This is a genomic window from Pseudomonas sp. F007 (genome assembly GCF_057814275.1).
In genome coordinates, this window is sequence record NZ_JBVATA010000010.1 from 213,297 (window position 1) to 239,901 (window position 26,605).

Sequence of the window (26,605 nt, forward strand, 5' to 3'; positions counted from 1 at the left end):
AGCCCGGCAAGGAACTACCTGTGCCCCAAGTCGAAAGGTTTGGTGCCATGAAGCATCCAGCGTCCTGTGCGTGCGCGCAGCTGACTGCGATCGCGTATCCGCCGAGCGAGACGCCTACAGCTGCGCCTTGGGCCTTAATTAGCCGCCGGCGTTGATCCTTCCGGCGGCCGGCCATCGAGCACAGGCATAGGATCTAGCTGAACATCGGACACAATCGAAGCTCAAGCCTCATAGGCCATCCTTTGACGGCATACAGCTTCACTCCAGCGTGCACCCGAAACCTCTGATGCAATAACGAGCATCATCAGCTGGTTCGTGGTCGCATCTAAATCGAGAAGGTGTTGATAGGCCTTGAATCGGAAACTATCGGTCGCGAACATTTGGGCATACGTCCTGGCAGGACTGCCTCGGAGCTACGAGACGCTATTCCTATTTGACGAGTATGTCACCAATACTGGCTATTAGATATGCAATGCCCCCATGCACAGTCAGTCGCTACTTCGACGTGCAGATCGGCGGGGATTCGCGCCTTCATCAGTAGCCAGCTTACGAGCTCGGCCGACACCCCAAGCCAGCACAAGAGCCTGCCGGTGTATGTAGGGAGATGAGGTGTTCACCCTGCACACGCAACCTCGCCATCTATGGACTGGTAAAGAGTTGCCAGCAGGGGAACAGCAGAAACGTTACATCAACCAAACCTAAAATGAAATTTTATGATGAGCCTTCCGGTGTACGGCGGGCAAGGAGTTCCTATGCCTGCAATTCAGCGTTTCCACGAAGCTGCCAATGATGCCTTGATCAAGCTCAGTGAGCACTGTCTCCCCGGTGCGAAGTTGGCCCTGGTGATTTACACACCGGGCGAGCCGGAGCGCGAAATCGTCATTGAAGATCAGGGTCTGGATCGTGACGAGGTAGTCAGCGCACTGCGCCGACGCGGTCTAAACATTGACGGCGACAACGCCTACAAGCGCGACTTGCTCGACTCCGCCGTTGGCGCTATGACCTTCGGCTCGCAGAACATCAACCCGCCACCGACCGGGCACTGGGGCCAGCGATTCTGGGAAATCGGCCGTGGTGAGGCCGAGGCGCGCGAAGAGCTGACCTCAGCACTGAAGCTCAACCGCGAGAACCTGCGAGCATGCCAGGCAATCATCCAACTGTGCGGCGGGTCTGACCCGGCCTATCTGATCGATGCTCAAGCTGCGATGAAGGTAGCAGACGTAGCCCTCACCAAGTTCGCCCGATAACCATCACCTTATGCCGGCACGCGCGGCATGGAGCATAGTCATGAACACCGCACGCACTCACGATCAGCAGGAAGCGCCGATTGAGTTCATCCGACTGCCAGAGGTCAGGAAGCTGGTAGGCCTTGGCACCACCAAGATCTACATCATGGTCAGCGAAGGCCTGTTCCCGAAACAGGTACCGCTGGGCGGCCGGGCCGTAGCCTGGATCAAGTCCGAGGTTCTGCAATGGAACATCGATCGTGTGAACGCCGCCCGGGGTCAGCCCTCTGACTCGAGCTTGTCCAAGTAATCCGCCCACTCCTGCATCATCACCCTTCTCTGCTCCACGTACTCCGCGTGGTTGTAGGTCTTCCTGACCTTGCTTGAACCCGCATGAGAAAGTTGCGCCTCGATCCAGTCCTCGTTGTACCCCATCTCGTTCAAGGCAGTTGAAATCGTGGCACGGATCCCGTGCCCGGTCAGTCTGCCTTCATATCCCATGCGTTTAAGCGCCATGTTGACTGTGCCGTCGCTGATTGGCTTGGTCGGCTCATGCCGGCCGGCGATCAACAGCTTGTAGCTGCCAGTCATCTGGTGCACCTTGCGCACTTCCTCGACCGCCTGCCGCGACAGTGGCACCAGATACGGCGGTACTACTCCCTCTCCCTTTACCCTGATGACCTTTTGCAACTGCTTCACGCGGTCTGCTGGAATCGTCCACAAAGCGGCGTCAAGGTCGAACTGCTCCCACTTCGCTTGCCGCAATTCGCCCGTTCGCACAGCCGTCAGCAACAGAATCCGTATCGCACTCTTGGTGTAATCCTTGATGTCGGCCTCATGTAGCTTCGCCAGAAACGCTTTCAGCTCCCGCTGCCTGAGCATGGGGTTGTGCTTTTCCGGTGGTTCTTTGACCGCCACGATGTCCAGGTCAGACGCCGGATTGACTTCCAGGTAGTCGGATGCAATGCCGAAACGGAAAATCTCGTTCAACCAGGTGCGACACTTGCGCGCCACGTTGAGCGCCCCTCGCTTCTCAATCACCCGCAAACACGCCAGTACATCGGCGCGCTTCACGTCGGCAATGGGGATGCGACCAAGCGCTGGCACCAAGTCTTTGTCCAGATAGAGCCGAGCCTGTACGGCGGCGCCCTTCTTGGCTGTCGCCCAGCGGGGAAGCTTGAAGGCGTGCCATTCGTTGGCCACGACCTCGAACGTTTTGACCGCGCCGGAACTGGCTACTCGCTTCTCTTCCCTACGAGCGGACCGAGGATCAATGCCCTTGGCGACAAGCTTACGGGCCTGATCCCGCAGTTCGCGGGCATCCTTAAGGCTGATCTCGGGATAGGTGCCCAGCGACATGCGCGGCTGCTTGTCGTGCCAGTAAAAACGGAAGTGCCACGACTTGGTGCCATTGGGGGCGACGAACAGGGACAGGCCGCTGGCATCCGTGAGAGTGAAGCTCTTATCGACCGGCTTGGCCTGTCGCACAGCAGTGTCTGTCAGAGGCATAAGTACATCGGCAAGTCACTCGAACTGAGGGTGTGCTTAATGATGTACTTAAAAGGCAAGGCTGTCAGTGAAAGAGTGTGAAGCTCGGCGCATAAAAAAAGCCGCTCTAGGCGGCTATTTATAAGGGTTTCGTGAAGCTTGGTGAAACCCGGTAAAACTGAAAATGGTGCCCCGAGCCGGAATCGAACCGGCACGCCCTTCGGCGGCAGATTTTAAGTCTGATGTGTCTACCAATTTCACCATCGGGGCATGGGAAATGCGCAAGCAGGGGCAGATTTAACCCTAAAACAAATCCAGAATCAATCACTTAGGTTCGTGAGTCATGACCGACAGTGACGATTACTCGGCAGAGACGTTCATCCGCCGGACTTCAGGCCAAGGCGATCAACACAAACAGGCGGTGCCGGGGTTTCCAGCCACTGTCGTCGATACTGCAACGGCGTCGTGTCCTGCCACCGACGGAAAGCCCGCACCAGGCTGCTGGCGCTGCTGAAACCGAGCTTGCTGGCCACCTGATCCAGGCTCAGGTTCGGGTTGGCCAACAGCACCAACGCATGGGCTTCCCGGGCTTGGTCCAGCAATTGACTGAACGTCAGGCCTTGCTCGCTCAGGTTGTGGCGCAATACCTGCGCACTGATGTCGAGTGCCTGCGCCAGGTCTTCAACGTTGGGCGCATTCGTCAGCAACTCAGCCAGGCGCGCATGCAGGGCCGTGAGCGGCAAGGCCAGGCCCAGGTGCGCCAGGTGCTTGAGGATGGGTTGTTCCAGTTGTGCCAGCAGATGGGGATTGGCCCCCGGCAGCGGCAGGGTCCAACTCGATGATTTGAAAACCATGGCGCTGCAAGGGCAACCGAACGCCACCGGCACGCCCAGCGACTGCCACGGGCCAGGGTCTGCCGGAGGCTGTCGGGTCAGTTCCAGACGCTGCAGCAGGTGTCGCGCCTGCAGGCCGGTCTGGCGCTCGAACAAGCGGATGTAAACGCCCAGATAGAAGCAATCGAGCGCAGCATCGGTCGGCTGTGCCGAACCCTCGCGGCGGACTTCCAGGCGAATGTCGCCCTGCTCGTCCGTAGTGAGTCGCGATAACGCCGTCGTGGTCAGCACGCGGACAATCTGCACATGCCGTTGCAAGGCCTCACCAAAGGTGGCGCTTGAGCACAACGCCAGGTCGATGCCATAAAACTGCGCGGGCTGCAGGTGGCGGGCCGCTCGCAAGCCAAAGGCTTCATCACCGCTCAACTCGACGCAGCGCAACCAGAGCGGGCTGAGGGTGGTCATCTTCAGTCGCAACTCCGGGTCCTGCATCACTGCCGGGTCGATTCCAACACTGCGCAATACCGGCTCCGGCTCAATGCCGTATTCAAGTCGCAGGGTATTGGCGATGGCACCGACGACCGTCGCCAGGGTGGTTTGGGCCAACGCTGATTGCGCGGAGGTCAGAGGGTTCATGGCAATAGATCGATCAAGGCTGATGCCACAGAATGGCCGCAGGTCCTGGGTTGCGCAAGCCTGAAAAAAACGCCCCGGAGGGTTAGTCCGGGGCGGTTCGAGGGGGCATGGCCCCAAGGGTCGATGAAGGCGTGGAGCGTTGATGGTCAGACGCGGCTGACGTTCGGTCCGGGCCAGGTCAGGGCGGCAAAATCGCCGGCTGGTTCATAGCCCCGCAGGATCATCAGAAACGGCTTGCCAGACTCGGTCGGCAACCAGTTGGCGGTTTTCTCGCCGCCCGGATCAGTGGCTTGCAGGTACAGGGAAATCGAGCCGTCCGGGTCGACTTCCAGGTGCGAGCGGTTGCCCACCGAATAACGGTTCAGGGCATTGGGGATGACCGAGTAACCGTCGTAGCGGTAAAGATGAATCGACCAGAATGCCTTGGCTTGCGGTAACTCGCCCGAGGGGAATGTCACCCGATAACGCACGCTGCCATCGAGCAGTTGGCCGGTGGCGTCTTTTTGGTAGATCAGGTAGATGGTTTCGCTGATGGGCAACGCCACGGTGCCGAGCAAGGCCGCACTGGCGCGGTAGGCGAAATCATCACCGTAGATACCCAGGTTTTTCTGCGGATACAGCCAGCCATTGCTGGATAAATTGCCGGGCATGCTGCGGGTGCTGGCCGTGACCCTGGCACGAGCGTCAGCCTCGGCACGTATCAACCCACGACGTGTCGGCTCATCCAGCTGGGAAAAGTCCGCTGGCAACGTCGCGCCCAGCCCGACAGCCGCAAAGCTCGCCAGCAGTTGTGCATCAAGCTCCGGTGGCGGGCATTCGCGCAGCATCAGTTGCAGGGTCTTGAAGTCGGCCAAGGGATCTGCCTGGACGCTAGCCGGCTGGAACACCTGAGCCTGCGGCGCCTGCCAATTGGCTGCGCCATACCGGCTCAGCGGGAATAACTGCAAACGCTCCTGAAGCGCAATCACTTGCTGGCGGTCGAGGTCATCGGCGAAATACAGGCGCACCACGCCGTACAACAAAGGCGCCGGCGCACGATAAACCCTGGCGACTTCGTCGGGCAGCGTGCCCTGCCAATTCGGGCCGACCAGCGCGATCAACGCACCCTCCTTGAACTCGCGATGATTGGGTACGCCGAAGGTCACGCCGAACAGGTCGCAGAGCTGAATGCTCCAGTAGCGCGAGGCAATGGGCGGAATACGCAACAGCAATGGCTCTTCGCCCAAGTCGCCCCAGAAATTGGAGTAGAGGGTATCGGTCTGGGGCATGCCCGGCACCGCTGGCGTCACCGTTTGCCGGCGGTGGGTGAAGGCGCCATAGCGGTGCTTTTCGCCCGTCATCGGGTCGCCTTGCATCATCCTCGTGTAGCGCATCCGGGCGAAGTAGATCAGCGGATACCCGTACACGTAGGCCGCGATACCTAATTGATAGGCCTGTTCTTCGCTGTTGTCCGCCGCCAGCAATCGAGTGCCCGGCAGCACCGCCGCCAAGCCTCCGATCAGCCCGGCAGCGGCAAATCCCTTGAGCAGACGTCGGCGTTGCTCGAAAAGTTCGTTCACATCATTCAACGGGTGCATGTGCGTTTCCCTGAAACCGAAGAGGCGACGGAGCCCGCCGTGCAAGCTCCGCCAGCGGCTTACTTGCCCAGGCGCTTGAGTTGCGCCGGAGTGAATTCGTCTTTCTGGGCGATGAAGCCGACATCCATCTTCTTCGGCACTTCGTTGGTCATGTAGTTGGTCGCATAACCACCGGAGATCAGGTCGTAGGTCGCCTCCAGTGCGGTGAACGGCAACTCGATGTCGTGCTGCTGGGTCAGGTAGGACTCATAGTTGCGCCACAACTCGCCGCGACTGTCGTAGATGTCGGAGGCCATGACCTGCCAGGTGTCTTCGTCGATGTAAAAGCGTCGCTTGGCATACACGTGGCGGGCAGTGGGTTTGAGCTTCCCTTCGATGACCCACACACGGTGTTTCTCATAACGCACCAGGTCGGGGTTGAGGTGGCCGGGCTTGAGGATATCGGCGTACTTGATGTCCTTGTTGGCCAACTGGAAGGCGTTGTAGCCCACCAGCATTTCCTGCTTGCCGATCAGCTTCCAGTCATAGCGATCCGGGGCGCCGTTGTAGCCGTCGACGCTGTCGGAAATCACCTGGCCAAAGCTGTAGCGGGCACTGTTGTCATAGGCCACTGTCGGCGCGCGACGCACCCGACGCTGCCCCGGAATGTACTGCCAGGCCGCGCGCGACTCGGCCATCTGGTTCAGCGGCTCCTGGATCAACGTCACTTCACCGGAATAGCGCGATGGGGTCAGGGTCAATATCCGGGTGAAGTACAGCAGGTTGGCGTCCGGTTCCACGCCCTTGACGTTCTCGCGAAAGGCGCTCAGCGCATCGTAAGTCACCACCGTGTTATCGCCACGGGCCTGCACCACCGCCGAAGCAAACTCGCGGCGCACCGCACCACCGCGATAGCGGGTCAGGTGGTTCCACAGGACCTCCAAGGCCTCCGTCGGTTGCGGGAAAGGCACACCAAACTGGTAACCCTTGAGGGCATAGCCACTCTGATCCAGCGTCACCGCGGTGAGGTTGGTGCGCGATTGATCCTGATATTTCTGCGGCATGCGTGCCGTGCGATGGGTGGGGAATACCCGCATGCGGTAATCGGGGTAGCGGGCAAACATTGCTTGCTGCCCTGGGCTCAGTTGCGCCTTGTATTGCGCCAGGTTGTTTTTATCGACCACGTACAGCGGCTTTTCTGCGGCAAACGGATCGGCATAGTTACCGCTCGGGCTCACAGGGGCCGCGCCGGGTTTCAGGCCACCGTTCCAGGCCGGGATGCTGCCATCGCCGTTGGCCGCGGATTCAGCGCCGATTGGCGTCAGCGTGCTGCCCAGCTTGGCGGCATCGGTTTGCTTGGCAAATGCCGGATTCAGGCAGCAAGCCACCAACAGCGAAAGGACAAAAGGCAATCGAGTCATGGGTAAGGTCTTCATCAGAAACTGGCCTTGAGGGTGACCGAGGCAAAATCGCGGTCATCGATGGTCGAAAATTTGTTGGTGCCGAAGAAATCGTTGTAAGCCAGCTCCAACGAATAGTTGTTGCGGTAGTCGAACGTCAGCGCGGCACCGGCGGCCATCTGCCCTTCCTGGAAGTTCGGTCCGTAGCCCTCGACGTCATGCCGGAAGTTCAACGAAGGCGTGACCACGGTGGCGGGAATCAGGCTTTCGTACGCCAGCGCCGCCCGCAATCGATAGCCCCAGGAGAAGCCCGTGGTGTAGCCATGGGTGTTGCAAAAGTCGGCGTTCTTTTTCGCCGCCTCGGCTGGCGTCAAACCGCCCGCCGACGGCGAGAAACAGGCCGCGCCGCTGTTCTGCACGCGACCGAATGCACTGGCCCGGCCCAGGCGTTCTTCGTCGAGGTGGATGTCATCGATCCAGTTGGCCCCCGCCTCCGCCGCCCAGGTCAGCTTTTGTGCACCGAGCACGTTGCTGAAGTTGTCAGTGGCGCCGAGGCTGTACTGCCAGACTTTCTTCCGTGTGTAGCCCTGCACCTCGCTGCCCAACGGAGGTGCGACCCCGTCGTAGATCGGCGTGCTCGCACCGGAACCGGCAATCGCCGCGACCACGTCGGAGGCGTTGAACGACAGCGGTTGGTTCGGCCGATAACTCAACTCGCTGAACACCGCCGTGGTCCCCACCACGCCGTTGAGGCTGACCCCAAACAGACGAATGTTCTCCGGGTAGACCGTGTTGTAGGTGCCGCTCGGCAAGGTCCCCGGGCCCAGGGTGGTGCGCACGGTACCGTTCGCCAGGGGCGTGCGGCTGTGGTAGTTGGCGTAGTAGATCCCCAGTTCGGCGTCGTTGAGCGACTCCAAAGTCTTGCGCAGGGCCAGGCCGTACTGCCCGTCATCACTCGGCCAATCCGTAGCGCCTCGCGTTTCATAGGCCCGGGCCCGAATCGCCTGGTCGGTGGTCAGGTTGCCGGCCGGATTGACGATGATCTTGTTGTTGCCGCAGCCTTCCTGGGTGTTGTCACTGACCGAGAAAAAGGTCCCGCAGCCATCCAGCACCGAAGGCCGGAAGTTGTACTGATAGAAACCTTCAAGGCTCAGGGTGTCGGCCAGGTCGTAGCTGAAACTGAGCATCTCAACCGGCAACTGCCCCTCTTTCAGCTCGACGCCGGGACGGTTGAAGGCCGAGGCATCCAAGGGGTTGATGGCGTTGATACCGTTCTGCAGGAACAGCGCCTCGCCCCATGAGAGCACCTGCTTGCCCAACTTCACATTGAGCTGCCGGTCGTTGACCTCGAAGTTTTTCCAGCCATACAGGTCCAGCACTTCAAAGCCTTGAAACTTGGCCAGGTCCTGCCAGCCGCTGTCATCAAACCGAGTGAAGTCGCCATTGCCGGTTTCGTAGGCGTGGTCGTACCAATACTTGAAGCGCACGAACGCGCCTTGTTGGCCGTCGTTCAGATCAAACTCTGTCAGCCCCTTGAAGATCTGCGAAATCGTATCGCCCTTATCAAAGTTGAGCTTACCGTCGTCGGCGCTATAGTTGACGCCCTCGCCGCGCTTGCCAATCGAGCGCGCATCGGCGACGGTCAGTTGACCGGGATCGGCGTTGCGCAGCGCCCAACTGCTGCCCAGGGTGAATGTGGAGTTGGTGGTCAGGCTCCAGTCGTCGTTGACTTGCCAACTGGTGGCCTCGGCCAGCGGGCAGGCCAGGGTCGCAAAGGCAATACTGGCGACCGAGAGGCCGGGAGGCAGGCGCTTGGGGCGCGCCACGGAGCTACGTGAAGGGGCAAGCTGATTCATGCTCAGGTTCACCTGTTTTTGTTTTAGTGGTGAGGGTGTAAAGGCGGCTGGCTTGATTTCAGCCGTATCCTGTTCCGCCGCCGATGACGCAAGGGCACGTCACCGGCCCGGACACGATGAGAGGGATTGCATGAGCAGCGTTAATCATTGGCCGACAAATCGTTTTCCCAGCCATCGAAATAGACCGTCGTTATGTGTCTGCATCATCAATTCGGGGGTGCAGGAACTGGAGGCGCGGGGCGTCGACATGCTGCGCCTGCAGAGCGAATGGGGCGTCAGCCTGGCCAGCCTGCGCCAGCCTAACTTGCGCCTGCCGGCCTTTCTTGCGCGACGCTTCTGGGAGTTGGCGCGCACCCTCAGCGACGACCCGGCAATCGGCCTGGCCGCCGCGCGGCAAAACGATCCCGGACAAATGCTCGGGCTGGCCTACCTGATGCAACTGATGCCCAGTCGCCTGGAGTCGCTGAACATGATGGCGCGCTATTGGCCGCTCTGGACCGGGCACCTGAGTTTGCTGGGTGAAGAACTGAACGGCCTGATGCACCTCGCGCTCACGGCAGAGCCCCCCATGCAGCCCGCCGTCGAGGAGCTGGATTTTTGGGCCGCCCTGCTGATCCAGCACCTCAAAGGCTTTGTCGGCAGCCCCAACCCACTGCGCGAAATCCACTTGCGCCGCCCCCGCCCGGCAAACCCCGAACCCTGGCTGAAACTGGCTGCCGGCGCAGTAACCTTCAGCGCCCCACGGGACGAAGTGGTGCTGGACATCAACGCACTCCACGAACCCCGCCCGGCCGGCAGCCCGGCCATCTGCAACGCCCTGATGGCGTCCCTGAAGAACTACGCGGCACAAACCACCCGCGAATCGCTGCTGGAGTCAGTGGCCAACCGGTTACTGGACAATCTCGCCCACGCACCGGGCCTCGAACAAATGGCCGAAACCCTGCACGTCAATGCCCGCACGTTACATCGCGCGTTGCAACGCGAAGGCTGGAGTTTCAATGCAATGGTTGAAGAACAACGCCGCTACGTCGCCCATGATTTGCTGACGGTCGGGGGGGTGTCTGTGAGCGAAGTGGCGGAGCGGTTGGGGTATAGCGAAGTGTCGAACTTTAGTCGGGCGTTTCGGCGTTGGTATGGGGTGAGTCCGGGGAGGTATGTGGTGCCTGAGATCCCGGCCCATCAATCCTGTGATGAAAGCTCCGACAATGGCCGCTCGTGACGAGAAGCGTCAGAGCCAGTCAGCCGTATCACACAGGGAATTCGTACATGTTGAGCAAACAGTAACGGACGAGTGCATCCGGAACGCTCTGTTTGCCTCTCAAAACCAGACTGACGGCGACGACCTTACCTGATTCGTAGACTTCGTAGAAAACGCGATAACTGTTTGTGTTGAGTTCACGATACTGCATCACACCCAACTCACTTAGTTGAGGGCTTACAGGGTAACCATAAGGTGTGGCCGAGAGCATTTGCTCGATGCCATCGATGATGGAGAAAACCCGTGCTTCGGCAGTTGAATGCCCGTGATAGGCAGCCAGATGTTCAATCTGGTCTTCGATGCTGAACTATGCGATTGCAGTAAAGCGCACTGTGAACTTACTAATGGCCCCATGTTTATTTGTGGGCTGATCTCCTGCTCAAACGTGCTTTGAGGTCATCAGTCGAATAATGCTTACCTTGGGCGTACTCGCGTGAGCCGATAGCGAGCATTTTCACCAATGCGATTACTTCATCGCGGCGTTTACGTTCAGCGTAAGACTGCACATCAGAGGCAGGCACATCGTTTTGCGTGACGACCATCAGCTCATCCAAAGGCAGGTCAGATGCGTGTTTTTTCGAAAAGCTGATCGTTTTTACTCGCATGAGTGAAACCTCCATCCTGGGGTGCGCCTGACGTGTAACCAGGCACTTGGTAACGGGAGGACTCTGATCGGAGCACGAACAGCTTCCTTTATTGATAGCCGCAATATGTCGACCACCTGGGGGCCATAAAACACCATACTCGGACCTAATAAAGACCGATTATTGACATCACTCACATCGCTTTAACAATAAATTCTTCACGATTTCGAAGCCGCCCCGCCAGAACTTACCCAGACCTCACTTTCCCACAGCCATAAAAAAACCCCGTAACTCATTGAGCTACGGGGTTTTCAATAGTGGAGGCCGAGGTCGGAATCGAACCGGCGTAGGTGGATTTGCAATCCACTGCATAACCATTTTGCTACTCGGCCTCAAACGTCGGATGCTTTAACAACCACACCAAACGCAAACAACTTGAGAAGGAAACTGAATTTCTATCCAGTTTCAACTCTTTGATTTCTAAAGAGTTTTTCTCTTTCCCTAAGCAGGAATGGACGCAATTCTGGACTGCTTCCGAAGTCCTGTCAAGGACGAAAAGTAAAAAATCTCAAGGTTTTCAATTCACTGGCCCACTTTGCGGGTGGGCCGGTGCTTTACAGGTACCAGCGGTATTCCCGGGCATGGATTTCCTGGAGGAAGGCCTGGTGGTCCTGGCGTTTGTTTTCGCAGTAGACGTCGACGAACTCGGCGCCCAGCCCTTCGCGCAGGCGCGGCTGGTGTTGCATCTGGCGCACCGCTTCGAGGATGTCGAGGGGGAAGTCGATGCCGCTGTTGCGGTCGTCGTTGAGGGGTGGGATGGGTTCGCGGGCGGCTTCCAGGCCTTGTTCCAGACCCACGAGGATCGCCGCGAGGACCAGATACGGGTTGGCGTCGGCGCCGGCCAGGCGGTGTTCGATGCGCAGGTTTTTCGCGTCGGACTCGGGGATGCGCACGCAGGCGTCGCGGTCTTCGAAGCCCCAGCTGGCGCGGGTGGCGGCGTTGACCGTGCCGCCCAGGCGGCGGTAGGCGTTCTGGTTCGGGGCGAAGATCGGCATGCAGTGCGGCAGCAGTTCCAGGCAGCCGGCGACCGCATGGCGCAGCGCCTGTTGCTCGTTGGCCGCCAGCAGGTTCTGGCCTTTGGCGTCGTAGAGGCTGACGTGCACGTGCATGCCGCTGCCCGGATGTTGCAGGTACGGCTTGGCCATGAAGCTGGCGCGGTAACCGTGCTTGAGGGCGACGCCACGGGTGCTGCGGCAGAACAGTGCGGCCCAGTCGGCGGCTTGCAGGCCGTCGTCGAGGTGGCCGAAGTTGATTTCGAACTGGCCGGGGCCGAGTTCGGCGGTGATCACCGTGGTGTCGATACCCTGCAGCCGCGCGGTCTCGACCATGTCATCGAGCACCGGGGAGAACCGCGACAGGCGCTCGATGTGCATGTTCGGCTGGTCGTCGCCGTCGCCCGTCAGTTCATCGCGAGGGAACTGCGGCAGGCCGTCGCGCAGTTGCTTGTCGAACAGGTAGAACTCCAGTTCAAAGGCCACCACTGGGTGAATGCCCTTGCCGCGCAGGCGCTGCAGCACCTGGGCCAGCACTTCCCGGGGTTCGAATTCGATCGGGCTGGCGGTGCCGTCGGAGGTGATCAGCATCTGCCCCAGCGGCTGGGATTCCCAGGTCACCGGCTTGAGGGTGCCCGGGACCAGCCGGCGCAAGGCGTCCGGGTCGCCGTCGTGGAAGCAGTAGTCGCCGATCTTGAACAGCCCGCCCTGCACGCCCAGCAACACGCAGTTCTGCGGCAGTTTGAGGGCGCTGCCGGCGGCGACCTTTTCGAGCATGTCGATCGGGTAGCGCTTGCCATAAAAGTGCCCCGGGATGTCCAGGGAGATGAGGTCGACGTAACGCACCTCGGGGTAGCGTTGGCGAAAAGCCCGTACTTCGGCCAACAGATCAGAGCAGACAGCGTCCATCATCAAGGTTCCCGTTGTTGTTATCAGGTGTAGACCCACAGCACGCGCGTGAGTTGGTCGGTCAGGTTGCCGTAGCGGCAGCGGGTGTGGCTGTCGAGCTGAAAGCTGTCGCCGGCCAGCAGGGTCACCGGTTCGTCGTCGCCGTCCAGCCACAGGGTCAGTTCGCCTTCGAGCACGTAGCCGCCCTGCTCCGAGCTGTCGGTCAGGTGCCGCTCGCCACTGTTGGCCCCGGCTTCCAGGCGGCTTTCGAGCATGGAAAAACTCGAGCGCATCTTCGGCGAAACGAGGATGTCGGTGATGCCATTGGCGAAATACAGGGTGCGGCGCTCATCGGGGCGGGTGACCCACGGCAGCGCCTTGGGTTTCGGCAGGCTGTAGAAATAGGTGGTGGGCACGCCCAGGGTTTCGCTGATCGCGGTCAGGTCGGCCACGGTCGGGCGCGACAGGCCGCGTTCGACCTGGGACAGAAAACCCACCGAGCGGTCGATTTTGTCGGCCAGCTCCTTGAGCGTGTATTTCTTGTGCTTGCGCAGGTCGTGAATGAGGATCGCCAGCGCAGCGATTTCTTCTTGCTTGTTCATCGCAAAAATTCCGGAAGAAGTGGGCTCAAATGCTGTCGCGCAAGCGATACCAGGCCTTGCCGATGGCTTCCAGCGGCGCCGCGAAGTATTTGCCGCCGGGGAAGCTGTCGTTGCGCAGCTCCTGGTACAGCGCCAGTTCATCGTCATCGCCGAGGATCGCCGCCGATACTGCGCGGGCGGCGGCCAGGGTCGGCAGCACGCCGTGCCCCGAATAGCCCTGCAGCCAGTACAGATCGCCGCTGCGGCCGATGTCCGGGGTGCGCTTGAGCGTCAGGTCAATATGCCCGCCCCAGGTGTATTCCAGCTGCACGCCCTTGAGTTGCGGGAACACTCGTTCGAGGAATGGCCGGGTGGCGGCGCCTATATCCTTGGGCATGCCGCCGAGGTAGGTGCAGCCGCCGCCGAACAGCAGGCGGTGGTCCGGGGTGCGGCGGAAGTAGTCGAGGACGAACTGGTTGTCGGTGACGCAGACGTTGCCGGGCAGCAAGGCCTCGGCCTGCTCGGGAGCCAGCGGCGCGGTGGCGACCTGGTAAGTGCCCACCGGCAATACGCGGCTGGCCAGTTGCGGGTGGAGTTTGTCGAGGTAGGCATTGCAGGCCAGCACCAGCACGTCGGCACGAATCTGTCCGCGCTCGGTGCTGACCACGTAGCGCCCGCCCTCCTCGCGATAATTCAGCGCTTTGCTCTGTTCATGGATATGCCCGCCGGCACGCTCGATGGCGGCGGCCAGGCCCAGGGCCAGTTTCAGCGGGTTAAGGTGCGCGCCTTCAGGGTCGAACAGGCCGGCCTGGTAGCGCTCGCTGGCGACCCATTGCGGCAATTGTTCACGGGGGATGAATTGCAGGCCGTCATGGCCCCACTTGTGGCTGGCATCGTGTTGCCATTCGGTAAGAATGCTGACCCGCCGTGGCATCACCGCGGTCCACAAATGCCCGGGCCGATAGTCGCAGTCGAAGCCATGGCGCCCCGGCAGTTCACGCAACTCCTGTCCCGCCCAGCGCATGCTGTCCCACAGCCGGCGAGCGCGCTCGTACCCCAGCGCCGCCTCCAGTGGTGGCATGTCGCACGACCAACCGAGAATCGCCTGCCCGCCATTGCGCCCGGACGCCGCCCAAGCCACCCGACTGGCTTCCAGCACCGTCACGCGCTTGCCCGCCAGGGCCAGGCGCAACGCGGTGTGCAGGCCACTAAAGCCGGCGCCGATAATCAGCACCTCAGTGTCCTGCCCGCCCTCCAGCGCCGGGCGCTGCAGCAAACGATCGGCACAACTGTGGGCGTAGTAGCTGGCGACATGCTGGGAGGACTGTAGGAACATTCGGGCACCATGAAATTATGTTCTTATAATTTCATGAAAAACTACAGGATAAATTTCACCATAGCAACCGCAGAAAGAAAGCCAGGGCGTTTTCAAGGTTGGAGTTTTTCAGGATTATTTGCAGTTTTTCATGATTTTTGAACGGACGTTGACGGCTCGTAGCGAACAGGCCTGGGTGACGCCGCTGCGCAGGTTGTCGCGCATCCGGATCTGCGATATGGCGTCGAAAAAAGCATCCTGACGGGTGCTGCGAGCCCAGCCACTCGCGCCTTTTTGCGACTAGGTGGCTTGTTGCCGGTGGTATACTTTTTATTTATCCACCCAATCTGCGCCCGCGCAGCTCATGCTTCCTGGAGGATAGAGTTGACTGCGTTGCCGCTGCCCGCCCTGATGCAAATACGCGCCTTTGTGCGAGTAGCCGAACATGGCAGTATCTCTCGTGCATGCCCATTTTTACTGCGCGCACAATCGGTCATCACTCGATCAATCCTTGACTTGGAAAAACGCCTTGATGTGCCGCTGTTTGAGCGCCACGCGAACGGCATGCTGCTGACACCTTATGGCAAAGCAATCTTGCCTCGTGCGCTGCGCATTCTTGCTGAACTGGATGCTATTCCTGCGTTGCTCGGGCATGCGCCCCACGAACCTCTGTATCTACTGCAGACACGGCGCCTGGAAATTTTTGTCAAACTTTGCGAAACACGCCACATGCAAACCGTTGCCAAGGCGTTCGATCTCACCCAACCGGCGATCAGTGCATCCCTGAAAATTCTCGAAGAAGGCGCCGCAAAAGCTCTGTTCGAGCGCACAGCGCGTGGGCTTCAGCCGACTCGAGCCAGTTACGACATCCTCTACCCCGTGCGCCGTGCGCTGAATGATTTACGCCGCCTGGAAGCCGACGTCGCGGCCATCAAGGGCTCGCTTCAGGGTGTGGTGATGGTCGGGGCATTACCGCTGGGGCGCACGCGAATCCTGCCGGAGGCCATCGTCCAGTTACTGGAAAAACACCCAGGTGTCCGGGTGGCGACTAACGAAAGTCCGTTCAACCTGTTGGCGCTGGAGTTGCGAGCTGGAGATATCGATTTCGTATTCGGCGCCCTGCGTGCGAACGATTACGCCAGTGACCTGCAGGGTGAAGAGTTGCTGACAGAAGAAATGGTAATCCTTGCGAGAAGCGGCCACCCCCTCCTGCAAAAGAGCCTGCATCTGGAGGATCTCGAGGGAGCGCGTTGGGTCTTGCCGCGAGCTGACACACCGGCAAGATTGCTGCTTGAGGCGCATTTCAAACGTATCGGCCAGCCTTCTCCGGAACCCGTCGTGGAGACCGGCGATATGGCGATCATACGAGGAATGCTCATGCGCTCGGACATGCTCGCCGTCGTGTCGGCCCACCAATTGGAATACGAAATGGCCAGTGGCGAATTAAAGGCGCTTTCGCTTGATCTGCACGATACGGTACGACCCATTGGTTTGATCTACCGCACCAACGGACTGCCGTCACCTGCGGCTGAGGCGTTGATGACGCTGGTTCGTGAAGTGACGAGGCGCGCTGATGGAATCCACTCACCGTGAACACCCCGTCAGCGCTTTCCGGCTACCACGATCTGTGACCAGGCGTCATTCCGCCTGGCTTCATTGGCACCCGCGCAATGTGCCAATCCAAATAGAGCGCAGAGCCTGTTTTCAAAGCCGGTCGCGCCGTTGAATTCAATTCCAACGGCGCTTTTTCAGTTTAAAAAGAAGAGAACATGTACGTTGCAATCAAACGTGTCTCATCAATATCTCTGGCGTCGTCACTGCGATAGGTCGCGTTCCTCAACCGCACGGAAACGCCCTTGAGCCCCCCCTGAAACGCGTAACTCACGTCCACATCGCGTTCCCACTCCTTGTCCGCACCGACTTTCTTCAGTCCATCTCCACGGATGTACGCCGTAAAAAAGGACAGGCCGGGAACACCCAAGGCTGCGAAATCGTATCCATACCGAAGTTGCCAGCTACGTTCGCCCGCGCTGCCAAAGTCGTGGTATTGAACGTAGTTGGGCAGGTATGGGTTATTGATGTAAGGGAACCCGGTATTACCGCCCATGACCTGATAAGCCGCCATCACACTGTGTCCATTGCCCACGGCATAACCAAGGGAAGCGCCATAGGCGCGATTGTCCACCTCCCCCGCTTTCGCTGCGCCAACATCACGGCTGGCGAACGCACGCAGGTCAGTCGTCAAGGTGCCGCCTCCCAGGCGTGTGCTGTGTGTCAGCCCGGCGAACTGCTGACGATAGACATCATCAAGCTCGCCATAAAAGTACGTGGCATTGAGGTCGGGTGTCAGCTTGTAGGTACCGCCGCCAAATCGGTAATGGTCGCCAACACCTGTGGCGCGATAACGCCCATCTTTCACGGCCAGACTGATGTCCTGCAAATCGGTTGAGTCTGGCGTGATTGTCTTGTCGAATTGAGCCAGGTTTATCGTCAGGCGATCGACGTCGGTGGAGTTGAGCTGCCATCCCTGAAACGTCTGAGGCAGCAGACGGCTGTTGTTGTATTGCAGCACCGGGACCTTCGGCAAAGACATCCCATAACGCAATGACGTCTGAGATATCTTGATTTTGGCGCCGTAGCCCGCTTTTGAATATTCGTCAGCGGCCTCACCGGATGCACGTTTGGGGAGCAGGCCACTTCCGGCTCGATCCGGACTCGAGTCCAGCTTGAAACCAGCGAGGATCATTGCATCGGCACCAAAACCGATGATCCCCGGTGTGTATCCCGATTCGTAGTTGACGAAGAAGCCTTGAGCCCATTCTTCTTTTTTGGACACGCCAGTGCCTTGGCGAAAATCACCGTTGTAATAGAAGTTACGGGCTTCCAGGCGAACCTTGCTGTCGGCAAGAAACCCTTCCGCCATTGAGTAGTCGATGGAAAAAAACATCGGTGCGAGAAGTGCAAGTTGTAGGGTGCGATTCATTTTTATTATTTTCCTGACGCAAGGAGTCGCTGCTCGGTGCAAGACCGAACAGGGACTCTTGAAAGAAGGGATACTCGATAAAGCGGGAGGTTTACGCCTTGGTACCCAGTTCCTTGGCGAGCTGATCGCGATCCAGTTCCTTTTCCCACGCTGAGACAACCAACGCGGCGATGCCGTTACCCACCAGGTTGGTCATGGCAAGCCCGGTGCCCATGAAACGGTGGATCCCCAGGATCAATACCATTCCCGCCACCGGCACGAGCGGCACCACCATCAACGTGCTGGTCAACATGACGAAAGCTGCACCTGACACGCCGCTGGCGCCTTTAGAGGTGAGCATGGCCACAACCACTAACGTGAGCTGCTGTGATAGCGACAGGTCGACGTTCAGTGCTTGAGCGATAAAGAGCACCGCCATCGTCAGGTAGATGTTGGTCCCGTCGAGGTTGAAGGAGTAGCCCGTAGGAATGACCAGGCCGACAACTGGCTTGGAGCAGCCAAGTCGTTCCATTTTTTCCATGATCTGAGGCAACACCACTTCAGAGGAGCTGGTGCCGAGTACGACCAACAACTCCTCTTTGATATAGGCGATGAAGCGCAGAATGCTGAAGCCGCAGACTCGCGCAACCCCACCCAGAACCACGATCACGAACAAGGCGCACAGCACGTAGAAGCTGCCTACCAGTTTCATCAGAGGAAGCAGTGATCCGACGCCGTAAGTACCTACCGTGAAAGCGATGGCACCAAAGGCACCCACGGCGGAGAGCTTGGCGATGAGGTGCACGATGCGAAAGAACACACCGGATAGGCCTTCGATCATGTCGTACACCGGCCTGCCCTTCTCACCCATCGCTGACAACGAGCACCCGAAAAGCACGGACACGAGCAATATGCAAAGGACGTTGCCCTCGGCAAAGGCCTGGACGAATGTCGAGGGAATGATCCCCATCAGAAAATCGACCATGTGCATGTGCTGTGCTTTCTCGGCGAAGCCAGTGACCGCCGACGCGTCCAGTGTGTTCACGTCCACATTGAAGCCGGCCCCCGGATTGAACAGGTGACCGCCGATAAGGCCGATGAGCAACGAAACGGTCGAGATGACTTCGAAATAGAGCAGCGCCTTCCCCCCCACGCGCCCGACCTTTTTCAGGTCGCGCATGCCCGCAATACCGGTAACGACTGTGCAGAAAACCACAGGGCCGATGATCATCTTGATCAACTTGATGAAGGCATCACCCAAGGGCTTGAGGTCCGCCGCAAAAGTGGGCCAGAAGTGACCGACGGCAACGCCCGCGAGAATCCCGAGGAGGACTTGGAAATACATCGCGCGGTAGAACGGCGGCTTGGTCTTCACGACGACGGGAATGGTCACGTCGGCCTGAGCAGATGCAGGGCTAGGGTTCATGGCGTTCACTCACTGAAAGTCTTATTTTTGGAGATGCAGCAACGTTCTGAGTCTGTTTCGCTTTAGCGGCCGTATAGCTTCATCGGATTGTCCACCAACAGCTTTTGGCGCAACTGTGGGTCGGTGCAGAAGTCGAACATCAGGTCGACCAACTCGCCATCGTTGGGCATGTCCTTGGTGATGTTCGGATGGGGCCAGTCGGTGCCCCACAGGACGCGCTCAGGAGCGATCTGGATCAATCGTTCAGCGAACGGTACGGCGTCATTGAATGGACGTCGGCCCACGGATACTCGCTCGGCGCCACAGACCTTGACCCACGCAAGCGGATTCTCCATCAGCTGCTGCAGCGCCTGGAAGGCTGGCTGCTCGATGCCCTCCTGAGCCTTCACCCTGCCCATGTGATCAATGATGAAAGGCACGGGAATACGCGCCAGCCTGTCGGCGTAGGTCAGAATATCCTGGGCATCAAGATGCAAGACAACGTGCCATTCAAAATCGGCAAGGCGATCAACGGTGCGGTCGAAGACGTCCAGGTCTGGAGCGCCGCCCAGATGCGCAACGAAGTTGAAACGCACGCCGCGTACACCGCCTGCGTCCATCTCGGCGAGCTGTTCATCACTCTCGCTGCCGTCAACAATCGCCACACCGCGATACCGCCCTTCACTGCGAACAATGGCGTCCAGCATCGCGCGGTTATCGGTGCCATGGCAGCTGGCCTGGACGATCACACCGCGAGTGAATCCCAAATGGTCATGCAACCCGCGCAGTGTCTCAAAGGCAGCATCGGGTGGGGTGTAACTGCGATCGTCGGCAAAAGGAAATTCAGCCGCAGGGCCAAATACGTGGCAATGAGCATCCCACGAGCCGTCTGGCAGGAGCTGCTTGGGTTTGACTGGATTGGCGTCCGGGGCGAGGCAGGTTTTCATCTCGTGTCCTTTAGTTATTGTTAGCGAATCGATAGCCCGATGGTGGGCGTCCCTGCGCTATGCAACAACCGGATACAGGCTCTAACAGCTATGCGGATTTTGCATTTTGCTATTCAACCCGCGCAAATCTCTCGGACCAGAGCCATTGTCTGCTCTGCCAGGCGTGACAGCGGGCGCTGCTCGAACGTGGCAACAAACAAATGTGTGTGGATGGAAGGGTCGACAATCTGCGCCGCTTTCAAGCCCTCGAGCTTTCCGTCGCTGTTGGACAGCGCCGAGCGAAAGAGGATGCCGTAGCCCATGTCGAGGTTGATCAATTCGAGCAGCGACGGAATGCTGTCGATCTCCAGACTGACATTCAAACTCACGTCATGCCGTGACGCTTCGCTTTCGATCAGGCGACGGATGGAGTGAGGTTCGCTGGGAGTAATCAGGGGGTAATGCCCCAGATCGTTCATCGTTACCTGGGCAGGAAGGTCCGAATGTTGGCCACCAATGAGCATCAGCGGCTCTGAATGGATGTGCTCGTATTGCAACTGTGCGTTGTGCCCGGGATTGAAGAGCAACGCAAAATCCAGACGGCCCAGTAACAACCACTCGCGCATTGAGTGCGTCAGGCCTTCCTTGATACCCAATATGCAACCTGGAAAGCGTTCACGAAAGGCAGACACCAACGCCACGGTGTGACATCGGGAAATACTGGGGGGCAACCCTACGACCACCTTGCCGGACAACGTATCGCGCTGCTCGCGCAAATCCTCACGAGCGACCTGTACCTGTCGCAGGATGCCTTTGCCATGCTCAAAGAAGCGCTGCCCGGAAGCCGTCAGCAAGACCCCTCGACCATTGCGCAGCAGCAGATGCTCCTGGAGTTCGACTTCGAGGTGTCTGACCTGACGGCTGACGACTGACTGAGAAATATTCAGTACGGCTGCAGCCTTGGTGAAACTGCCAAACTCGGCCACCCGTACAAAACATTCGAGCTGTTTCAAATCCATGGGCGCAACTCTGGGAAAACCCTATGTTACCGCTTTTTTCCAGTCGCACTCACGAGCGACCGGACTGCCATACAAGCGGTCGATCAGGTTTATCCAGTCAAACGGCTCCAGCGTCGGGTAATCAATATCCGCATCCAGCATGGCATCGACCAGTCCACGTTGGGCGTCGACAATGGCGTGACTCATGCTGGGAATAACGTCCACATCACGCGCCGTTCTTGCCACCTCTTTCATTTCTTCCGAGCGACGCCGACCGTGCTCTGCCACCCGGCTGATCAAATAATGGGGCAATGCGCCGTTCCAACCCATTTGCGGAAAGCTCTGATGCAAAGACGCCAGCACCTCATCCTCGGCCTGATACTGGCGAGCGGTACTCAGGCACTCAGTGGTCAGTGCCTCCAGACCTTTGATCATGATGCTGCGGCACATTTTGATTGCTGACGCCACGCCAATCACGTCAGCCACTACTCGCACGTTCATTCCCAGTTCGCCCAGTCGCTCGCATACCTGCCCGGCACGCTGGCCACCCAACAGGATGGGAGTCTTCAGACGCTGGGGAGGAACGGGCGCCATCACCGCCGCGTCGATGTAATCGACACCATAAAGTTGCATGGCGGCGGCTGAAGCGCGCTTCGTCGAAGGCGCCACCGAGTTGATGTCGATAAACAGTTGGCCATGTCGCATCAGTGGCGCGGCATTGAGTGCGACGTAAAGGGCGTTGTCCGCCGTGACCGCTGAAATGACCCAGTCGCCCAGCGAAATTGCCTGAGCTGCGTTCTCGCAAAGGTGAACACCACACCGGTGCGCCCGCTCGAGCAACGTGGCGCGCTTGTCAGTGCTATCAAGAAGTTGATCGTAGGCGTAGATCGCTACACCTTTAGCCGCGAGATCCTGACCCAAAATCGCGCCGGCCTCACCGAATCCGATCAATGCCAAAGAAGTCGTTGTCATGTTCTCACCGATTTTTGCCAGATATCCGCGGCAATCAACACGTTGCCTTCGAACAACAGTCGGGCCGTCCGCACCAGTCCGCAACCGGCCAACTGGCCCTCCAGCAAACGTAACTCGACAGTAAATTCCCCTGTTGGGTGCTCGACCGAGAGTCGCACTCGATCTCCACTTCCCACCTGGGCCAGGCTGCTTGCGACAGTACCGGGGACCTGACAGGCAGAAGCCACGCTTACCGCGCCAAACACACCGATCGAGACGTGGCAACGATGCGGAATAAAGGTGCGGCTGCAAATGGCGCCTGCGTCGCGAGGCGGCGCAATCAAGCACATCTTCGGTACGGTCCGCGCCTTAACGTCGCCCAAATTCATCAACGGGCCCGCTTGCAGACGGAGCGATTCCACCAGTGCCTTGAGTTCAATGTTGGCGTCCAGTTGCTCAGGGCTTTCGTAGCCAGTGCATCCTGCGTCGGCGGCCCTGATCAAAACCACGGGCATACCATTGTCGATACACGTCACGTCGATGCCATCGATCCGATCAACGGCATTACCAGTGGGTAACAGCGCTCCACAACTGGAGCCGGCAATGTCCTCGAACTCGACAATCAGAGGAGCGCCGGTGCCCGGCACACCATCGATACGCGTATCACCGGCGTACTCGACAATGCCACCAGGCGTCGGAACGTTCGCCACTGCGATCTGGCCCGTATTGACCATGAAGATCCTCACGGCAGTCAGCGACTGATCAGCGCTGATCAACTCGCGCTCGATCGCAAAGGGGCCGACACCCGCGAGGATGTTCCCGCAGTTCTGGCCGTAATCAACTAGCGCCTGATCGACCGAGACCTGAGCAAACAGGTAATCGACATCAGCGTCCGGGCGTTTCGAGCGACTGATGATTGCGACTTTGCTGGTCAGCGAATCGGCCCCACCAATGCCGTCTATCTGACGCGAGTCGGGCGAGCCCATGACGGCCAGCAACACTCTGTCGCGCAACGGACCTGCGGGAGGCAGGTCGTCGGCCAGGAAGAAAGCGCCCTTGGAGGTGCCTCCACGCATCATGAGACACGGAATTCGGGTCTGGTGCATGGCGGTTATCCTTGCAGGTCAGTGAGGCTGTCGTAATAGGTCAGGCCGCGGTCAACGAGCTTCTGACGCATTTCGTAGATATCCAGGCCCAGTTCACCGGCAGCTAGCCGCACACGCTTTTCTTCTTCGATACGTGCACGTTTTCGGCTGGTTTCGTGGACGCCTGCCAATTCTTCTCGACGGACAATGACCACACCGTCGTCGTCAGCCACGACCACATCGCCGGGCTCGACCAGTTGGCCGGCGCAGATCACGGGTACGTTGACCGAACCCAGCGTTTCCTTGACGGTGCCCTGGGCATGAACGGCTCGCGACCACACCTTGAAGCCCATTTCGCGCAACGTTCTGGTGTCGCGTACCCCGGCGTCAATGATCAGGGCACGTACCCCGCGGGACATCAATGAGGTGGCAAGCAAGTCGCCGAAATAGCCATCGGTGCACGGCGACGATGTCGCAACCACCAGAATATCGTCGGGCTGGCACTGTTCGACCGCCACATGAAACATCCAGTTATCGCCCGGCGCGACCAACACGGTCACAGCCGATCCGCTAATACTCTGATTGCGCTGGATCGGGCGAATGGCCTCGTCCAGCAAGCCTTTGCGGCCCTGGGCTTCATGTACGGTCGCCACGCCGAAGCGATCCATGTCCTGAACCAATGCCGTGTCGGCGCGGAGAATGTTGCGCACCACAATGCCGGTTTTACCAATCAAGCTGCTCATGCCAGGTTCTCCGTCACCCGCGGGAAGATGCTCTGATAGCCTTCCGCATAAACGATGTTACGAGTGGAGGCGATACCCACGTTGCGCTTGGCCTGTACGCCACGTTGCAGGGCGACACGGGTGTAATACTCCCAAAGGTGTTCCTGACCGGCCATGCACTGAATGGCCGCGTATTTCTTGTCCCAGACGTCGGTGATGTCCAGCAAAACGTCCGGGCGCCACTCGCATTGCTCGGGCTGGTGGGGTTCGAAGCTGTACACCGGAGGAGCACCGACAATCTTTTCGCCAGGCTTGTAGCCCTCGGCCTGGGCAATGATGCGAGCTTCCTGGGTCAGGTTCATCGCCAGCGGGTGATCGTAGTTGTAGGGATCCTTGATCGAGTGACTGAGGACAAACTCCGGTTGCACGCGACGAAATACGTCGGCCAGACGAAACAGCGTTTCCTTGTCAGCACGCATCGGATAATCGCCGATGTCGAAAAATTCCACGCTCGCACCAAGAATTTCCGCTGCCGCTTGGGCCTCGCCGCGGCGTGCGGTCTTGACCTTGTCTTCAGACATTTCGCCTTTGCGCCAAAGCTTGGCCGACTCACCCCTTTCGCCATAAGACAGGCAAACGATGTGCACGTCGTACCCCTGTTGGGCATGCAGCGCAATGGAGCCACCTGCGCGCCAGACGAAATCGGCAGAGTGGGCGCTGACGACCAGTGCGGTTTTGTTTGTATTGTTCATATGAAAGGCTCTACTGGTTGCTATTCGGTAGAGCCTACGGTCGCACCTGAAGCTGCTGGTGAATAATGCGTTCATTTGTACGAGGCATGCTTTTTCCTTATCGCAGGTAGCCACCGATTGTCGTCGGGGCCGGACCAACGGGTTTGATGGCTCCCATTAACCTGATAAAAAGCAAGACAGCTGGCAGATCGAGCTGTCCGATCCCCTGATGTGATACCGGGCACACCCACAAAAAACGGGGCGCCTTCAAGGCGCCCCGGTGACTTCAATCAAAAGGCAAAACACGAACAACCAAACGCCCCCCAGAAGCCCTGGAAGTCGCTGACCGGCGCATTCGACAGGCGCGCCCGATCGTGGCTATGGGAATGCACCGCACAGGGGCCGCTGCACTGGTGCACTTGATTGGCCAACGGCGATTGCGGCCGCCAGTGCCCCGGCACCTTGACCACCGGCGACCAGTCCGGGGTCACCGGCAATGGCGCCGGCGCCAGCCGATCGAAGTCGCCAGCGGCGTGTACCACCTCGCCACCGACCACCGTCAGCAACGACTCGATCCACTTGATCGCCTCGTCCTCGACGCTGAAATAGTCCGCCGATAACGCCACCAGGTCCGCCAGTTGCCCGACCTTGATCTGCCCCTTCTTGCCTTGCTCCGAGGAGAACCAGGCGCTGCCGTGGGTGTACAACTCCAGCGCGGTGTCGCGGGACAAACCCTGCGGGTACAACTCCAGGCCGCCAACCGTGCGCCCGCTGACCATCCAGTACAGTGAAGTCCAGGGGTTGTAGCTCGACACCCGCGTGGCATCGGTGCCGGCACCCACCGGCACGCCCTCGGCGAGCATGCGCTGGATCGGCGGGGTCATCTCGGCAGCCTTGGCGCCGTAGCGCTCAACGAAATACTCGCCCTGAAACGCCATGCGGTCTTGGATCGCGATGCCGCCGTTCAGCGCCCGCACCCGCTCGATGTTTTTCGGGCTGATGGTTTCGGCATGGTCGAAGAACCACGGCAGGCCATTGAACGGAATATCCCGGTTGACCTTCTCGAACACGTCGAGCATCCGCGAGATCGATTCGTCGTAGGTGGCGTGCAGGCGGAACGGCCAGCGCTGCTCCACCAGATGGCGCACCACCGGCTCCAGTTCCTGCTCCATGGTCAGCGGCAGATCCGGGCGCGGTTCGAGGAAGTCTTCGAAGTCCGCCGCCGAGAACACCAGCATTTCCCCGGCGCCGTTGTGCCGCAGGTAATCGTCGCCCTGGTGCAGGGTGACGCTGCCGGTCCAGTGCTTGAAGTCGGTCAGCTCTTCCTTGGGTTTCTGGGTAAACAGGTTGTAGGCGATACGAATGGTCAGCTGTTGCTTGGCCGCCAGTTCGTTGATCACTTGATAGTCGTCGGGGTAATTCTGGAAACCGCCGCCGGCGTCGATGGCGCTGGTCACGCCGAGGCGATTGAGTTCGCGCATGAACTGGCGGGTCGAGTTGACCTGATATTCCAGCGGCAGTTTCGGCCCCTTGGACAGGGTCGAATAGAGAATCATCGCGTTCGGTCGCGCCACCAGCATGCCGGTGGGTTCACCGTTGGCATCGCGGACGATTTCGCCCCCCGGCGGGTTCGGTGTGTTGCGGTTGTAGCCCACTACCTTCAAGGCGGCGCGGTTGAGCAAGGCGCGGTCGTAAAGGTGCAGGACGAACACCGGGGTATCGGGCGCCGCCTTGTTCAGTTCATCGATGGTCGGCATGCGCTTTTCAGCAAACTGGAATTCGTTCCAGCCGCCCACCACCCGCACCCATTGCGGCGCCGGTGTGCGTTCGGCCTGGTCCTTGAGCATGCGCAAGGCGTCCACCAGCGACGGCACGCCTTCCCAGCGCAATTCGAGGTTGTAGTTGAGGCCGCCACGGATCAGGTGCAGGTGCGAGTCATTGAGCCCGGGGATCACCGTGCGGCCCTTGAGGTCGATTACCTGGGTCGCGCTGCCGCGCAGGGCCATGGCCTCGGCGTCGTTGCCCACCGCGACGAAACGCCCGTCCTTGATCGCCACCGCAGTGGCCGTGGGGTTGGCGCGATCGACCGTGTGCAGGCGACCGTTGTGCAAAATCAGATCGGCAGTTGTGTTGTGCATCACAGAATTCCTTG

At 59.4% G+C, this 26,605-nt stretch carries 23 protein-coding genes and 2 tRNA genes; 4 read left to right on the forward strand and 21 right to left on the reverse strand.

Annotated elements, in window-relative coordinates; translation table 11 throughout:
• The first annotated feature begins 752 nt into the window (after positions 1–752).
• The gene (locus ACZYR5_RS25025; protein ID WP_489092087.1) at positions 753–1,247 is read left to right on the forward strand and encodes a hypothetical protein; all 495 of its coding nucleotides are present in this window, start codon (positions 753–755) and stop codon (positions 1,245–1,247) included.
• 40 nt (positions 1,248–1,287) lie between these two features.
• Positions 1,288–1,536: a helix-turn-helix transcriptional regulator gene (locus ACZYR5_RS25030; RefSeq protein WP_489092088.1), complete on the forward strand. Its 249-nt coding sequence runs from the start codon at positions 1,288–1,290 to the stop codon at positions 1,534–1,536.
• On the opposite strand, the gene ACZYR5_RS25035 is transcribed toward ACZYR5_RS25030, so the two are convergent.
• From ACZYR5_RS25035 to ACZYR5_RS25060, 6 genes are all read right to left on the reverse strand, one after another.
• Complete coding sequence (locus ACZYR5_RS25035; protein ID WP_489092089.1) at positions 1,506–2,735, reverse strand: tyrosine-type recombinase/integrase; 1,230 nt, start codon at positions 2,733–2,735, stop codon at positions 1,506–1,508. The genes ACZYR5_RS25030 and ACZYR5_RS25035 overlap by 31 nt on opposite strands.
• Before the next feature lie 164 nt (positions 2,736–2,899).
• Positions 2,900–2,984: transfer RNA gene (locus tag ACZYR5_RS25040), tRNA-Leu, on the reverse strand.
• Positions 2,985–3,091: 107 nt separating this feature from the next.
• On the reverse strand, positions 3,092–4,183 hold the full coding sequence (locus ACZYR5_RS25045; RefSeq protein ID WP_489092090.1) for an AraC family transcriptional regulator: 1,092 nt from the start codon (positions 4,181–4,183) through the stop codon (positions 3,092–3,094).
• A 146-nt stretch (positions 4,184–4,329) separates the two neighbouring features.
• A complete protein-coding gene (locus ACZYR5_RS25050) occupies positions 4,330–5,760 on the reverse strand; it encodes a DUF1254 domain-containing protein (protein ID WP_489092091.1) in 1,431 nt (476 codons plus the stop codon).
• A 59-nt stretch (positions 5,761–5,819) separates the two neighbouring features.
• A complete protein-coding gene (locus ACZYR5_RS25055) occupies positions 5,820–7,160 on the reverse strand; it encodes a DUF1329 domain-containing protein (RefSeq protein ID WP_489092092.1) in 1,341 nt (446 codons plus the stop codon).
• A gap of 14 nt (positions 7,161–7,174) precedes the next feature.
• The gene (locus ACZYR5_RS25060) at positions 7,175–8,995 is read right to left on the reverse strand and encodes a DUF1302 domain-containing protein (RefSeq protein WP_489092093.1); all 1,821 of its coding nucleotides are present in this window, start codon (positions 8,993–8,995) and stop codon (positions 7,175–7,177) included.
• A gap of 130 nt (positions 8,996–9,125) precedes the next feature.
• On the opposite strand from ACZYR5_RS25060, the gene ACZYR5_RS25065 reads away from it, so the two are divergent.
• The gene (locus ACZYR5_RS25065) at positions 9,126–10,214 is read left to right on the forward strand and encodes a helix-turn-helix transcriptional regulator (RefSeq protein ID WP_489092094.1); all 1,089 of its coding nucleotides are present in this window, start codon (positions 9,126–9,128) and stop codon (positions 10,212–10,214) included.
• A 28-nt stretch (positions 10,215–10,242) separates the two neighbouring features.
• Here ACZYR5_RS25065 and ACZYR5_RS25070 read toward each other — a convergent pair whose 3' ends face one another.
• From ACZYR5_RS25070 to ACZYR5_RS25095, 6 genes are all read right to left on the reverse strand, one after another.
• Positions 10,243–10,554, reverse strand: coding sequence for a type II toxin-antitoxin system RelE/ParE family toxin (locus ACZYR5_RS25070; RefSeq protein ID WP_489092188.1), 312 nt, complete (start codon positions 10,552–10,554; stop codon positions 10,243–10,245).
• 55 nt (positions 10,555–10,609) lie between these two features.
• Positions 10,610–10,858: a type II toxin-antitoxin system prevent-host-death family antitoxin gene (locus ACZYR5_RS25075; RefSeq protein WP_489092095.1), complete on the reverse strand. Its 249-nt coding sequence runs from the start codon at positions 10,856–10,858 to the stop codon at positions 10,610–10,612.
• 297 nt (positions 10,859–11,155) lie between these two features.
• Positions 11,156–11,229, reverse strand: a tRNA-Cys gene (locus ACZYR5_RS25080).
• Positions 11,230–11,451: 222 nt separating this feature from the next.
• Positions 11,452–12,798 (reverse strand): glutamine synthetase family protein, encoded by a 1,347-nt coding sequence (locus ACZYR5_RS25085; protein WP_489092189.1) that lies wholly within the window; start codon positions 12,796–12,798, stop codon positions 11,452–11,454.
• A 23-nt stretch (positions 12,799–12,821) separates the two neighbouring features.
• On the reverse strand, positions 12,822–13,379 hold the full coding sequence (locus tag ACZYR5_RS25090) for a helix-turn-helix domain-containing protein (protein ID WP_489092096.1): 558 nt from the start codon (positions 13,377–13,379) through the stop codon (positions 12,822–12,824).
• A 25-nt stretch (positions 13,380–13,404) separates the two neighbouring features.
• Positions 13,405–14,694, reverse strand: a complete 1,290-nt coding sequence (locus ACZYR5_RS25095) for an NAD(P)/FAD-dependent oxidoreductase (RefSeq protein ID WP_489092097.1) — start codon at positions 14,692–14,694, stop codon at positions 13,405–13,407.
• Between the two features lie 390 nt (positions 14,695–15,084).
• On the opposite strand from ACZYR5_RS25095, the gene ACZYR5_RS25100 reads away from it, so the two are divergent.
• Positions 15,085–16,266, forward strand: coding sequence for a LysR family transcriptional regulator (locus tag ACZYR5_RS25100; RefSeq protein ID WP_489092190.1), 1,182 nt, complete (start codon positions 15,085–15,087; stop codon positions 16,264–16,266).
• 160 nt (positions 16,267–16,426) lie between these two features.
• Here the strand turns inward: ACZYR5_RS25100 and ACZYR5_RS25105 are convergent, their stop codons facing one another.
• From ACZYR5_RS25105 to ACZYR5_RS25145, 9 genes are all read right to left on the reverse strand, one after another.
• Positions 16,427–17,656 carry an OprD family porin gene (locus tag ACZYR5_RS25105; protein WP_489092098.1) on the reverse strand — a complete coding sequence of 410 codons (1,230 nt, stop codon included), beginning with the start codon at positions 17,654–17,656 and terminating at the stop codon, positions 16,427–16,429.
• A gap of 91 nt (positions 17,657–17,747) precedes the next feature.
• Positions 17,748–19,061 carry a dicarboxylate/amino acid:cation symporter gene (locus tag ACZYR5_RS25110; RefSeq protein ID WP_489092099.1) on the reverse strand — a complete coding sequence of 438 codons (1,314 nt, stop codon included), beginning with the start codon at positions 19,059–19,061 and terminating at the stop codon, positions 17,748–17,750.
• Positions 19,062–19,123: 62 nt separating this feature from the next.
• Positions 19,124–19,987: an amidohydrolase family protein gene (locus ACZYR5_RS25115; RefSeq protein WP_489092100.1), complete on the reverse strand. Its 864-nt coding sequence runs from the start codon at positions 19,985–19,987 to the stop codon at positions 19,124–19,126.
• A 113-nt stretch (positions 19,988–20,100) separates the two neighbouring features.
• Positions 20,101–20,985: a LysR family transcriptional regulator gene (locus tag ACZYR5_RS25120; protein WP_489092101.1), complete on the reverse strand. Its 885-nt coding sequence runs from the start codon at positions 20,983–20,985 to the stop codon at positions 20,101–20,103.
• A gap of 21 nt (positions 20,986–21,006) precedes the next feature.
• Positions 21,007–21,936: an NAD(P)-dependent oxidoreductase gene (locus tag ACZYR5_RS25125; RefSeq protein WP_489092102.1), complete on the reverse strand. Its 930-nt coding sequence runs from the start codon at positions 21,934–21,936 to the stop codon at positions 21,007–21,009.
• Entirely contained in the window at positions 21,933–23,021 is a 1,089-nt protein-coding gene (locus tag ACZYR5_RS25130) for a 4-oxalomesaconate tautomerase (protein WP_489092103.1), read from the reverse strand. The genes ACZYR5_RS25125 and ACZYR5_RS25130 overlap by 4 nt, the downstream gene beginning before the upstream one ends.
• A 5-nt stretch (positions 23,022–23,026) precedes the next feature.
• Positions 23,027–23,743 carry a 4-carboxy-4-hydroxy-2-oxoadipate aldolase/oxaloacetate decarboxylase gene (locus ACZYR5_RS25135; RefSeq protein ID WP_489092104.1) on the reverse strand — a complete coding sequence of 239 codons (717 nt, stop codon included), beginning with the start codon at positions 23,741–23,743 and terminating at the stop codon, positions 23,027–23,029.
• A complete protein-coding gene (galB, locus tag ACZYR5_RS25140) occupies positions 23,740–24,474 on the reverse strand; it encodes a 4-oxalmesaconate hydratase (protein WP_489092105.1) in 735 nt (244 codons plus the stop codon). Before galB ends, ACZYR5_RS25135 begins: the two co-directional genes overlap by 4 nt.
• A gap of 269 nt (positions 24,475–24,743) precedes the next feature.
• A complete protein-coding gene (locus ACZYR5_RS25145; RefSeq protein ID WP_489092106.1) occupies positions 24,744–26,591 on the reverse strand; it encodes an amidohydrolase in 1,848 nt (615 codons plus the stop codon).
• Between the last annotated feature and the right edge of the window lie 14 nt (positions 26,592–26,605).